The following is a 12,411-nucleotide window of genomic DNA, read 5'->3' on the forward strand; positions in this document are numbered from 1 at the left end:
CCTGGCACGCTAGGCCAGGACGAGGGGCTCCGTCTTCCCCCCTTCTCGCCGCAGGCGGTGCAGGACGCGAGCACTCCTCGAGCCCACCAGCGCGGCGAGGACGCCCAGCGTCAGACAGGTCGACGCGCTCGCCAGCAGGGGCAGCCACGGGATCGTCAGCGGTACGGCGACTCCGGTGCCCGCCAGGTCGGCGGTCGTGGCCGTCCGGATCAGCCAGCCCAGGCTGACCGTGATCGTCCCGCCCAGCAGCAGCCCGGTGGCGCTGACCAGGCCGGCCTGCCAGATCGACGCTCGGCGCACCTGGTCGTGGGTGGCGCCGAGGAGGGCCAGCAGCCGGCGCTGGCGACGCTGCTGGGAGGCACCGATGAGGGTGGCGTTGACGATGGCGATCGCCGAGTAGAGCGCGGCCGGTCCGAGCAGCACGAGGAGTGCGAGGTCGTTGGCCCGACGGGTCCCGGCGTCGGCGGCGTCGATCCACTCCTCGGCGGGCAGCACGCGCGCCGGTGTTCCGTCCAGGTCGCCGGCGAGGCCGGCGTGCAGGGCACCGGGGTCGACGTCCGGACCCGGGACCACGAAGAGGGTCCCGGTCGCCGAGCCCACCCGGCCCGGGACGGCGTTCGAGGCGACGACCAGGTCGGCGTACAGGTCGGGAGCCTCTGGCACCACGGCGACCACCCGCAACGGGATCCGCTCCCCGTCGACCCAGACCGCGACCTCGCCTCCCAGTCCCGTCCCGGAGTCGCTCGCCCACCCCTCGGTGACGGCGATCGCGGGGCCGTGCAGGTCACCGAGGTCGCCCCTGGTGGCGCGCAGCCCACGGGCGGCGGCCGCGCTGGCCGGGTCGACCACCTCGACCTGCTCGCGGTAGAGGGCCCCACCCTCCTCGCCGAGCTGCCAGGTCGCCTGCCGCTGCACGTCGACGGCGGCGATCCGTGGGTCCCCCGCCAGGGAAGCGGCTTGAGGGGGCTCGGCCCCCTCGAGGACCAGCGGCGCGCGGAGCTGGGCGGTGTTGAGCGCGGTCGTCCAGTCGGCAGTGAAGCTGAGCGCGAGCATCAGGGAGCCGGCGATCGCTGAGATGGCGACGATCGGTGCGGCGACCGCGGACGTCGTCCTCGCGGCCGCCCGGAGGTCGTCGCGCGCCATCCGGGCGGTGACGTCACGGGTGACGAACGGACGGGCGAGCAGCGCGGCGAGGCGTGGGACCAGGGACGGTCCGACCGCCAGGATGCCGACCACGGCGACCTCGGGCAGCACGATCGCGGCGATCAGCGCGAAGAGCGGTGGCAGCCGCGGGGCGAGGGCGAAGGTGGCCAACAGAGTCCCGAGGCAGAGGACCGCGACGAGGAGCGCGCCGAGCGAGGGACGGGTGGGGATGACGGCCGCCTCCCTCAGCGCCGAGGTGGGCGAGGTCCGCGACGCCCGGCGCGAGGCGCGGCGGGCCCCGAGGAGGGCGACCGTCGCCCCGCTGGGCGCCGCGACGGCCCAGGTGGTCCAGGAGCCGGACGCGCTCAGGTGGAGGTCGGTGACGCCGACGGCCCGGACGAACCAGAGCAGCCCCGGCACCAGCAGGGAGCCGAGCAGGCCGCCGGCGAGCGTGGCCCCGGTGGCGACGACCAGGGACTCGCCCAGGAGCAGGCGGCGGACCTGTCGGGGCGTCGCCCCGATCAGCCGGAGCAGCCCCAGCTCGCGCTGCCGGTCGGCGACGACGAAGGAGAAGGTGCTGCCGACCACGAAGACCGCCATGAACATCGAGACGCCGGCCATGATGCCGAAGAGGCTGGCCAGCCCGTCGAGCTGCAGCCGTTGGGCGGGGGTGAGGCCCTCCCGGCTTGCGGTGGCGTCGGTCGCGGAGACCAGGGCGGTGCTGACGGCCAGGAGGCCGACCCCCAGGGCCAGCGCCACGAACGCGCCCAGGTAGCCCCGCCAGGTGGCCCGCGCGCTGCGCCAGGCCAGGGGGAGGATCACCGCTCGAGTCCGTTCATGGTGGTCGCGATCGCGTCCGCGCTCGCGTGCTGGAGGTGGCCGACCACGCGGCCGTCGGCCAGGAAGAGGACGGCGTCGGCGTAGGAGGCGGCCACCGGGTCGTGGGTGACCATGACGACCGTCTGCCCGGCATCGGCCACTGCCCGCAGGAGGGCGAGCACGTCCCGCCCGGTCCTGCGGTCCAGGGCCCCGGTGGGCTCGTCGGCGAAGAGCACCTCGGGCCTGGTGTGCAGGGCCCGGGCGATCGCGACGCGCTGCTGCTGTCCACCCGACAGCTGCGAGGGGCGGCGTCCGGCCAGCTCGGCCAGTCCGACCGCCGCGAGGGCACGGAGCACGGCGGCGCGCTCCACCCGGACGCCCGCCAACCGGGAGGGCAGGGCGACGTTGTCGAATGCCGTGAGGGCGTCGAGCAGGTTGTAGGCCTGGAAGACGAACCCCATCGACGTCCGGCGCAGGCGGGTCAGCTCGTTCTCCTTGAGCCGCCCCAGCGGTGTCCGGCCGATCACCACGTGACCGTCGGTGGGGCGTTCCAGGCCGGCGGCGACCTGGAGCAGGGTCGACTTGCCGGACCCCGACGGGCCCATGATCGCGGTGAAGGTGCCGCGGTGGAACACGTGCGTCACGCCGTGCAGCGCCCGCACGCCCCCCGCCCGGGAGCCGTAGGTGTGGGCGATGCCGTCGAGCGTCACCGCGGGGGGCGCGGTGGTGAGGGTGCTGGTCATGGCTCCCACTGCACCAGCGCACGGGCCGCGACACCCGGGCCTGCACGCCACACCTGGGTAGCGCCCGCGCTACCCCACGCGGGGGCACGGCTCTCTAGGGTTGGGGCGTGACGAGGCATCCGGACGCGTGGACGGCCGTGCGCGGGCGGCCGTGGCGCTTCCTGCTCTCGGCGTGGCCGTGGCGGGCACTTGCCTACGTCGTCGGCTCAGTCGTGGTCGGGCTGGCCTGGCTGCTGCTGCTCACCCTGGTCCTCGGGATCGGGCTGGCCACCCTGGTCCTGGTGGTCGGGTTCTTCGTCCTCGCCGCCGTGCCGGCGCTCGCCCACCTGGCCGCCGAGGTGGAACGGCGGCGGCTGCGCCTGGTCCTCCCCACGGCCGACGACGGGGCAGGTTGGAAGGTGGGATGGCGCGCGGCCCAGCGGGGGGAGCCAGGGCGCCCGGTGGCGTGGGCCGAGATCGGTCACCTGGCCCTGCTCGCCACGGTGGGCTGGCTGGTCGGGCTCGGCGCCGCCGCCTTCGCCTCGGTGCCGGTCATCCTGCTCCTTGCCCCCTGGCTGGTGGGCGCCGACGTGATCGACGTCGTCGGCTGGCGGATCGACTCGCCCCGCGAGGCCTGGGTGGCGCCGGTCGTCGGGGTCCTGCTGCTCGCCGTCGCGGCGTACGTCGTCACCTGGGCCGCCTGCGGCCACGCCGCGCTCACCCGGCTGCTGCTCGACCCGCCCGACGCGCGGCAGGCGGAGGCGGTCGCCGCCGTGCGCCGCTCGCGCAGCGGGCTGGTCGACGCCTTCGAGGCCGAGCGGCGGCGTATCGAGCGCGACCTGCACGACGGCGTGCAGCAACGACTGCTCGCGCTCACCATGACCCTCGGGTCGGCCGAGCTCGAGGCCGAGGGACCCGCTCTCACGCTGATCAGGCAGGCGCACGAGCAGGCCGAGCAGGCCCTCGCCGAACTGCGCACCACCGTGCGCGGCATCCATCCGCGGGTGCTCACCGACCACGGGCTGACCGCGGCCGTCCACGAGATCGCCGACCGCTCACCGGTGCCCGTCCACGTCGACCTCGCCCTCGAGGAACGACTGCCGGGACCGGTCGAGGCCGCCGCCTACTTCTTCGTCAGCGAGGCGCTCACCAACGTCGTCCGCCACTCCGGCGCCGGGTCGGCGCAGGTGCACGCCTGGACGGAGGAGGGCGAGCTCGTGCTCAGCGTCGGCGACGACGGGACGGGTGGTGCCGAGGCGAGGCCGGGCTCCGGGCTGGAAGGGCTCCGGCTACGGGTCGAGGCGATGGACGGCTCGCTGCGGACCACCAGCCCGCCCGGCGGCCCGACGACGGTGAGGATGACATGTCCGCTCCCGTAGTGCGCCCGCTGACGGTCGTGTTGGCCGAGGACGAGGCCCTGCTCCGCGAAGGACTGGTGCGGATCCTCGAACGCGCGGGCCACCGGGTCCTCGCCGACGTCGCCGACGCCGACGCCCTGCTCGCCTTCGTGCAGCGCACCACCCCCGACCTGGTGATCACCGACATCCGGATGCCCCCGACGCACACCGACGAGGGGCTGCGGGCCGCGATGGCGATCCGGGCGGAGCACCCGGGCACCGCCGTCATGGTGCTCTCGGCCTACATCGCCGATGCCTACGTCGCCGACCTGCTCGACTCGGCTCCCGGCGGCGGGATCGGCTACCTGCTGAAGGACCGGGTCGGTCACGTCCGGGACTTCCTCGACAGCCTCGACCGGGTGGCGGCCGGCGGCACGGTCGTCGACCCCGAGGTGGTCCGTCAGCTCCTGCGCCGCAACCGCACCGACGGCCCACTGGCCGCCCTGACCGCACGCGAGCTCGAGGTGCTGGCCCTGATGGCCGAGGGCCACACCAACCAGGCCATCGCGGCGGCGCTCTTCGTCAGCGAGGCGGCCGTGCGCAAGCACATCGGCAACATCTTCGCCAAGCTCCCGGTCGATCCGGGCAGCGACCGGCGGGTGGCCGCCGTCCTCACCTACCTGCGCGGGCCGTGACGCGCCCCGTGCCGCTCACAGGACGGGCGGCTCGGTCCTCTCCCGCACCTCGTCCTCGGTGACCCCCGGCGCCAGCTCGACGAGCCGCAGGCCCTCGGGGGTGACGTCGAGGACGCAGAGGTCGGTGATGATCCGCTGCACCACGCCGCGGCCGGTGTAGGGCAGCGAGCACTCCCGCACGATCTTGTAGGAGCCGTCACGGGCCACGTGCTCCATCAGCACGATCACCCGCTTGGCGCCGTGCACGAGGTCCATCGCGCCACCCATCCCCTTGACCATCTTGCCGGGGATCATCCAGTTGGCGATGTCGCCGGCGGCCGAGACCTGCATGGCGCCGAGGATCGCGGCGTCGATCTTGCCGCCGCGGATCATCCCGAAGGAGGTCGCGGAGTCGAAGAACGACGCCCCGCGGCGCACGGTGACGGTCTCCTTGCCGGCGTTGATGAGGTCGGCGTCCTCCTCCCCCTCGACCGGGTAGGCGCCGACGCCGAGGATGCCGTTCTCCGACTGGAGCACCAGCTCGACGTCGTCGGCGACGTAGTTGGGGACCAGGGTCGGCAGCCCGATGCCCAGGTTGACGTAGGAGCCGTCGGTCAGCTCCGAGGCCGCGCGGGCGGCCATCTGCTCACGGGTCCAGCCGGTCGGCTCGGTCATCAGGCGTCCTCTCCGGCCGGACGCACGGTCCGCTTCTCGATCCGCTTCTCCGCGGCCTGCTCCGGGGTCAGCGCGACGACGCGCTGCACGTAGACCCCCGGGGTGTGCACGTCGTTGGGGTCCAGCTCGCCGGGCTCGACCAGGTGCTCGACCTCGGCGATCGTCACCCGGCCGCACATCGCGGCGAGCGGGTTGAAGTTGCGTGCGGAGTCGCGGTAGACGAGGTTGCCGTGCCGGTCGCCCTTCCAGGCGCGGACCAGGCCGAAGTCGGCGACGATCGCCTCCTCGAGCACGTAGTCGCGGCGCTCGCCGTAGAGCTCGAACTCGCGGGTCTCCTTGGGCGGGGAGGCGACCACCACGTTGCCGGAGTCGTCGTAGCGCCAGGGCAGTCCGCCCTCGGCGACCTGGGTGCCGCCGCCGGTGGCGGTGAAGAATGCCGGGATCCCGGAGCCGCCGGCCCGCATCCGCTCGGCCAGCGTGCCCTGCGGGGTCAGCTCGACCTCCAGCTCCCCGGAGAGGTACTGCCGGGCGAACTCCTTGTTCTCCCCGACGTAGGACGACACCATCCGCCGCAGCCGCTTCTGCGCGAGCAGCAGGCCCAGGCCCCAGTCGTCGACGCCGCAGTTGTTGGAGACCGCCTCGAGGTCGTCGACCCCGGAGGCCAGCAGCGCCTCGATGAGCACCGAGGGGATCCCGCAGAGCCCGAACCCGCCGACGGCGAGGGTGGCTCCGCTCGCGATGTCCGCCACCGCCTCCGCGGCGCTGGCCACGACCTTGTCCATCGACTCCTCCTCGTTCGGTGCAACTGTGTGGCGATTCAATGCCCGGCTTCGCGCGGCGTCAACGCCCGACCACCCTGCTGACGCGAATCTCTCGCTGAGCGAACCCTGGTCCGCGGTAGCGTTCATTGAGTGGACACCCCCGCATCCCCGCTCCGGGACACCCCGGTCGACGTGGTCGGCCGTGCCGCCGCACTGCTCAAGGCCGTCTCGGCGCACGAGCCGCACGGCACCGGGACCTCGGAGCTGGCCCGCGCCACCGGCCTGGCCCGCCCCACCGCCCACCGGCTGCTGGTCTCGCTGGCCGACCAGGGGCTGACCGAGCGTGACCCCGCCTCGGGGCGGTGGGTGCTCGGACCCGAGCTCTACCTGCTGGGCGTCGCCGCCGCCGAGCGGTACGACGTGACCGCGCTCGCGCAGCCGGTGGTCCGGCGGCTCAGCGTCGCGACCGGCGAGAGCGCCTTCTTCTCCGTGCGCCGGGGCGACGAGACGGTCTGCCTGCTCCGCGAGGACGGCAGCTTCCCGATCCGCTCCCACGTGCTCCACGAGGGGATCCGGTTCCCGCTCGGGGTCGCCTCGGCCGGCCTGGCGATCCTCGCCCACCTCCCCGACCCCGACGTCGACGACTACCTGCGCCGCGCCGATCTGGTCACGGCGTACGGCGAGGCGCACGCGCCCGCCCGGGTGCGCGAGCGGATCACCCGCACCCGCGCCGACGGCTGGGCGGTCAACCCGGGCCTCCTCGTCGAGGGCAGCTGGGGCATGGGAGCGGCCGTCTTCGACACCCAGGACCGCCCGGCGTGGGCGCTCAGCCTGACCGGGATCGAGCAGCGCTTCGCCACGGCCCGGCAGCGCGAGCTGGGCGCCCTGCTGCTGGAGGAGGCCCACGCGCTGACCCGCAGGATGCGCCGCTAGAAAGCGGGCCCGGGCCGAGCGTCCACTGGTGCGGCACTCGGCGACCCCGCTCCGGCGGCTTCCCCCGCGAGCCGCCGGAGCGTGGGTCCCTGGTGCTGCAGCCGATGATCGTAAGGAGGTCGCCGGGGACATTCGGGCGGTTTTCGCAACTTGCACATCCGTACGCCCTTCTCCGGACGACCCGGACAACCTGCGCCTGCCTATCCTGCTGGGGTGAGCGACGAGAGCGCACCCACCCAGGCGTCCGGGACCGACTGGTCCGGCGTCGACCTGCACGTCGTGACGGGGAAGGGGGGCACCGGGAAGTCCACCGTGGCCGCAGCCCTCGCCCTGGCGCTGGCCTCGTCGGGACGCAACGTCCTGCTCTGCGAGGTGGAGGGACGCCAGGGCATCGCCCGGATGTTCGACGTCGACCCCCTGCCCTACGCCGAGACCCGGGTCGCCCGCGGTCTGGCCGACAGCAAGGGCCGGGCGGGGGTGGTCCACGCGCTCCACATCGACGCCGAGTCGGCGCTGCTGGAGTACCTGGCGATGTACTACAAGCTGGGCCGGGCCGGGAAGGCGCTGGACCGCTTCGGGGTGATCGAGTTCGCCACCACCATCGCGCCGGGGGTGCGCGACGTGCTGCTGACCGGCAAGGTCTACGAGGCCGTGCAGCGCAACGCCCGCAGCAAGGGCGCGGTCACCTACGACGCCGTGGTGCTGGACGCCCCGCCGACCGGCCGGATCACCCAGTTCCTCAACGTCAACGGCGAGCTCGCCGGACTGGCCAAGGTGGGGCCCATCAAGAGCCAGGCCGACACCGTGATGACCCTCTTCCGCTCCCCACGCACGGCGGTCCACCTCGTCACCCTGCTGGAGGAGATGCCCGTGCAGGAGACCGCCGACGGGATCGCCGAGCTCAGGCGGGCCGACCTGCCGGTCGGCGGGGTGGTGGTCAACCTGGTCCGGCCCCGCGACCTCGACGAGGAGGCGCTGTCCTCCGCCGCCCGCGGCACCCTGGACACCGACCGGATCCGCGACGACCTCGTGGCGGCCGGCGTCGAGGCCGACGACGACCTCCCGGCGCTGGTCGAGGAGCTCGTCGAGGAGGGCCGCGAGCACGCGGAGCGTCGCGACCTGGAGGAGAGCCAGCGCGCCCTGGTCGTCGAGCTGGGCCGCCCGACCTACGAGCTGCCCCTGCTGGCGGGCGGGGTGGACCTGGGCGGGCTGTACGAGCTCGCCGCCTGCCTCAAGGAACAGGGGATGGGACGATGAGCGAGCGACGCACCCGGGTGGGCCCGCTGGCCTCCCACCCCACACAGGCACCGGTCCTCGACGTCGACACCCTGCTCGACGACCCCGGCATCGGGATCCTGGTCTGCTGCGGGTCCGGCGGGGTCGGCAAGACGACCACCTCGGCGGCGCTGGCGCTGCGGGCGGCCGAGCGGGGGCGCAAGGTCGTGGTGCTGACCATCGACCCGGCGCGTCGGCTGGCCCAGGCGATGGGGGTGGAGAAGCTCGACAACACCCCGCGACCGGTGCCGACCGTGCGGGGCAGCGGCTCGCTCGACGCGATGATGCTCGACATGAAGCGCACCTTCGACGAGGTGGTGAGCAGCCAGGCCACCCCGGAGAAGGCTCGGCAGATCCTGGAGAACCCGTTCTACGTCGCGCTGTCCAGCTCGTTCGCCGGCACCCAGGAATACATGGCGATGGAGAAGCTCGGCCAGATCTACCGCAAGGCCGAGGCCGACGGGTCCTACGACCTGATCGTGGTCGACACCCCGCCCTCGCGCTCCGCGCTGGACTTCCTCGACGCGCCGGAGCGGCTCTCCAGCTTCCTCGACGGACGCTTCATCCGGCTGCTCACCGCCCCGGCCCGGGGGCCGGCCCGCCTGATGTCGGCGGGCGTCGGGGTGATGACCGGCGCGCTGACCAAGATCCTCGGCACCCAGGTGCTGCGGGACATGCAGATCTTCGTCGCGGCCTTCGACACGCTCTTCGGGGGCTTCCGCGCCCGCGCGGAGAAGACCTTCGCCCTGCTCCAGGACGACCGCACCGCGTTCCTGGTGGTGGCCGCCCCCGAGGAGGACGCGCTGCGCGAGGCCGCCTACTTCGTCGAGCGGCTCGCCGAGGAGGACATGCCGCTGGCCGGGCTCGTGGTCAACCGGGCCAGCCCGGCGACCAGCGGGACGCTCACGGCCGAGGAGGCCGGGGCCGCGGCCGACCGGCTGCGCCGCTCCGACCCGGGGTCGATCACCGCGGGCCTGCTGCGGCTGCACGCCGACCGGTTGTCGATGGTCGGCCGGGAGCGACGCCTGGTGACGCGCTTCGCCGCCGCCCACCCGCACGTGCCGGAGGTGGTGGTCAGGGCGCTGCCCACCGACGTGCACGACCTGGACGGCCTGCGCCGCATCGGCGGGCTGCTCGCCGGCGAGGAGTGAGGGCTGGGCTCAGACGTCGACGGAGGCGGTGAGCGGGGACGCCGTGCGGGTGTGCTCCTCGCGGGCGCTCTCCAAGACGTTGCGCCAACTGGCACCGGGCCGCCGGCGGAGGAGGGCGCGGCGCTCACGCTCGGTCATGCCACCCCAGACGCCCCACTCGATCTGGTTGTCGAGCGCCTCCGCGAGGCACTCGGTGCGCACGGGGCAGCTGTTGCACAGCTGCTTGGCCTTGTTCTGCTCGGCACCCCGCACGAAGAGCTGGTCGGGGGCTGAATCCCGACATGCTGCCTTCGACGTCCAGTCCTCGACCCACATGATTTTCTCCCCAGATCCTCAATATGCGGGTGGACATCCCCATGAAGTCCACTCACGCTTTTGTGATCTGGTGTAAAGGTATGGACCAGCACCCCTGTCAGCCAGACTCGTATGGCCCACTTTGAGTAGTCATCTCGGACTAGTCCCGGCGGGACCTGCGGCCACTCCGGGCCGACCCGCGCGCCCAACGACGGGTGGTCGTGGAGGTGGCCCCCACCCGACTCTCCCGTACATTGGGTGACATGTCTCAGCCTGCCCAGGGGTCCGCAGAGGGCAACCCGCGCACCGGTCGCATCCTCTCCCACCTCGGGGTGATGGCGGCGGTGGCCACCGTCGTCGGAGTCCTCGCCGCGGGGCTCGTGCTGCCGTTCGCGGCCGTGCTCGGCTCCGCCTCCGAAGACGTCTCCCGCGGCATCGACGAGCTGCCCGCCGAGCTGGAGGCCAAGCCGCTTGCCCAGAAGACCTCCGTCTACGACATCAACGGCAACCTGATCGCCTCGCTCTACGACCAGAACCGCATCAGCGTCGGGCTCGACCAGATCTCGCGCAACATGGTCGAGGCGATCGTCGCCATCGAGGACTACCGCTACTTCGAGCACGGCGCCCTGGACCTCAAGGGCACGCTCCGCGCCCTGGTCACCAACCAGGCCAGCGCCGGCGTGGTGCAGGGCGGCTCGTCCATCACTCAGCAGATGGTCAAGCTGACGCTGATCGACCAGGCCGAGAACGACGAGGAGGCGGACGCCGCCACCGACGAGACCTACGCGCGCAAGTTCAAGGAGCTCAGGTACGCGATCGCCTTCGAGCAGAACTACTCCAAGGAGTGGATCCTCGAGCGCTACCTCAACATCGCCTACTTCGGCGACGGCGCCTACGGCATCCAGTCCGCCGCGCGGCACTTCTTCGACAAGAACGCCAAGCAGCTCAACCTCAAGCAGTCCGCGACGCTGGCCGGCCTGGTGAAGAACCCCACCGGCTACGACCCCACCAACTACCCCGAGCGCGCGCTCTCCCGGCGCAACGTCGTGCTCGACCGGATGGCCGAGCTCAACGTCATCCCCCGCGACAAGGCCGAGAAGCTCAAGGGCCAGAAGCTGGGCCTCAAGATCCAGCCGTCGGCCAACGGGTGCGTGAACTCCCCCGCCCCGTTCTACTGCGACTACGTCGTGAAGTACCTCCTCGCCGACCGCTCCCTGGGCAAGACCGAGGCCGACCGCGAGCGGCTCATCAAGTCCGGCGGGCTCACCATCCGCACCACCCTGGACCTGAGCTACCAGCAGGCGGCCGACGAGTCGGTGCGCAGCCACGTCTACCCCACCGACAACGCCATCGGCGGCCTGGCCATGGTCGAGCCCCGCACCGGCAACGTGAAGGCCCTGGCCCAGTCCCGCCCGATGGGCGCCAACCGGCAGGCCGGCCAGACCTACCTCAACTACGTGGTCCCCGAGGAGTACGGCGACTCCCGCGGCTTCCAGGCCGGCTCGACCTTCAAGGTCTTCGTCCTCGCCGCCGCCCTCAAGCAGGGCATGTCGCTGACCCAGACCTTCAACTCGCCCGAGTCGATGGTCTTCCGGCGCGAGGACTTCATCGACTGCGACGGCAAGCCCTACGACTACGGCCCGTGGCCGGTGAGCAACTCCACCACGTCCGGCACCAAGAACATGTACACCGGCACCCGGGAGTCGGTGAACACCTTCTACGTGCAGCTGATCCGGGAGACCGGGATCTGCGAGCCCTTCAACCTCGCCAAGCAGATGGGCATCCGGCTGACCAACCCCGAGGGCGACGAGAACGGCTTCGGCGCCGAGCGGGTCGCCTCGTTCACCCTGGGCATCCCCAGCACCAGCCCGCTGGAGATGGCCGAGGCCTACGCGACCTTCGCCGGCCGCGGGCTGCACTGCGACTCCCGGCCGGTCAGCGCCATCGAGGACGCCCAGGGCAACCTGCTCAAGGAGTACCCGGAGAAGTGCCAGCAGGTGCTGCCCGGTGCGGTGGCCGACGCGGTCAACGACGTGCTGCGCGGCGTGGTGGAGCCCGGCGGCTTCGGTGCCGCGATCGCCCCGCCGCAGCCGGCCGCCGGCAAGACCGGGACCATCAACGGCAACATGGCGGTCTGGTTCGTCGGCTACACCCCCAACCTCGCCACGGCCGCGATGATCGCCGGCGCCAACGACGTGGGCCACTGGGTCAGCCTCAACGGCCAGGTGGTGGGCGGCTCCTACATCTCCTCGGCCTCGGGCTCCGGCAACGCCGGTCCCATGTGGGGTGACGCGATGGGCACCGTCGCCGCCTCGCTGCCCGACGAGGACTTCCAGCGCCCCGACTCCACCCAGATCGCCGGGGTGCTCACCTCGGTGCCCGACGTGGTCGGGATGCCGGTCGCCGACGCCGAGGCAGCGCTGCGGGCGGCGGGCTTCAACCCGTCGCTGGGCGGCTACCTCAACTCCGAGATCCCCGACGGCTCGGTGGCCAAGACGACCCCCGAGAGCGGTGCCCAGCTGAGCGCCGGCGACACGGTCGTCTACCACCCCTCGACCGGCTTCGTCCCCGAGCCCAAGAAGAAGAAGAAGGGCAAGGGGAAGGGCCGCCGAGGCCGGGGCTGAGCC

At 72.7% G+C, this 12,411-nt stretch carries 11 protein-coding genes; 6 read left to right on the forward strand and 5 right to left on the reverse strand.

The window, feature by feature from the left end; translation table 11 throughout:
* Window positions 1-9 precede the first annotated feature (9 nt).
* Window positions 10-1,965: an FtsX-like permease family protein gene (locus AC4BG9_RS08085; protein ID WP_490570568.1), complete on the reverse strand. Its 1,956-nt coding sequence runs from the start codon at window positions 1,963-1,965 to the stop codon at window positions 10-12.
* A complete protein-coding gene (locus AC4BG9_RS08090) occupies window positions 1,962-2,705 on the reverse strand; it encodes an ABC transporter ATP-binding protein (RefSeq protein ID WP_490570569.1) in 744 nt (247 codons plus the stop codon). Before AC4BG9_RS08090 ends, AC4BG9_RS08085 begins: the two co-directional genes overlap by 4 nt.
* 107 nt (window positions 2,706-2,812) lie before the next feature.
* Between AC4BG9_RS08090 and AC4BG9_RS08095 the strand changes: the two genes are divergently transcribed.
* Window positions 2,813-4,063 (forward strand): sensor histidine kinase, encoded by a 1,251-nt coding sequence (locus AC4BG9_RS08095; RefSeq protein ID WP_490570570.1) that lies wholly within the window; start codon window positions 2,813-2,815, stop codon window positions 4,061-4,063.
* Window positions 4,048-4,716: a response regulator gene (locus tag AC4BG9_RS08100; RefSeq protein ID WP_490570571.1), complete on the forward strand. Its 669-nt coding sequence runs from the start codon at window positions 4,048-4,050 to the stop codon at window positions 4,714-4,716. The genes AC4BG9_RS08095 and AC4BG9_RS08100 overlap by 16 nt, the downstream gene beginning before the upstream one ends.
* A gap of 15 nt (window positions 4,717-4,731) precedes the next feature.
* Here AC4BG9_RS08100 and AC4BG9_RS08105 read toward each other — a convergent pair whose 3' ends face one another.
* Together AC4BG9_RS08105 and AC4BG9_RS08110 are read right to left on the reverse strand one after the other, a co-directional pair.
* Entirely contained in the window at window positions 4,732-5,370 is a 639-nt protein-coding gene (locus AC4BG9_RS08105; protein WP_490570572.1) for a CoA transferase subunit B, read from the reverse strand.
* Window positions 5,370-6,152 carry a CoA transferase subunit A gene (locus tag AC4BG9_RS08110; protein ID WP_490570573.1) on the reverse strand — a complete coding sequence of 261 codons (783 nt, stop codon included), beginning with the start codon at window positions 6,150-6,152 and terminating at the stop codon, window positions 5,370-5,372. Before AC4BG9_RS08110 ends, AC4BG9_RS08105 begins: the two co-directional genes overlap by 1 nt.
* A 129-nt stretch (window positions 6,153-6,281) precedes the next feature.
* Between AC4BG9_RS08110 and AC4BG9_RS08115 the strand changes: the two genes are divergently transcribed.
* The 3 genes from AC4BG9_RS08115 to bagB all read left to right on the forward strand — a co-directional run bounded on the left by AC4BG9_RS08115 (window position 6,282) and on the right by bagB (window position 9,490).
* Window positions 6,282-7,064: an IclR family transcriptional regulator gene (locus AC4BG9_RS08115; RefSeq protein WP_490570574.1), complete on the forward strand. Its 783-nt coding sequence runs from the start codon at window positions 6,282-6,284 to the stop codon at window positions 7,062-7,064.
* Between the two features lie 213 nt (window positions 7,065-7,277).
* Window positions 7,278-8,321, forward strand: a complete 1,044-nt coding sequence (gene bagA / locus AC4BG9_RS08120) for an ATPase BagA (RefSeq protein WP_490570575.1) — start codon at window positions 7,278-7,280, stop codon at window positions 8,319-8,321.
* Window positions 8,318-9,490: an ATPase BagB gene (gene bagB, locus AC4BG9_RS08125; RefSeq protein WP_490570576.1), complete on the forward strand. Its 1,173-nt coding sequence runs from the start codon at window positions 8,318-8,320 to the stop codon at window positions 9,488-9,490. Before bagA ends, bagB begins: the two co-directional genes overlap by 4 nt.
* 9 nt (window positions 9,491-9,499) lie before the next feature.
* On the opposite strand, the gene AC4BG9_RS08130 is transcribed toward bagB, so the two are convergent.
* Entirely contained in the window at window positions 9,500-9,805 is a 306-nt protein-coding gene (locus tag AC4BG9_RS08130) for a WhiB family transcriptional regulator (protein ID WP_490570577.1), read from the reverse strand.
* A 242-nt stretch (window positions 9,806-10,047) separates the two neighbouring features.
* Here AC4BG9_RS08130 and AC4BG9_RS08135 point away from each other — a divergent pair, with 242 nt between their 5' ends.
* The gene (locus AC4BG9_RS08135) at window positions 10,048-12,408 is read left to right on the forward strand and encodes a transglycosylase domain-containing protein (protein WP_490570578.1); all 2,361 of its coding nucleotides are present in this window, start codon (window positions 10,048-10,050) and stop codon (window positions 12,406-12,408) included.
* Window positions 12,409-12,411: the final 3 nt, after the last annotated feature.

Source organism: Nocardioides sp. Z40_12 (assembly GCF_058215795.1).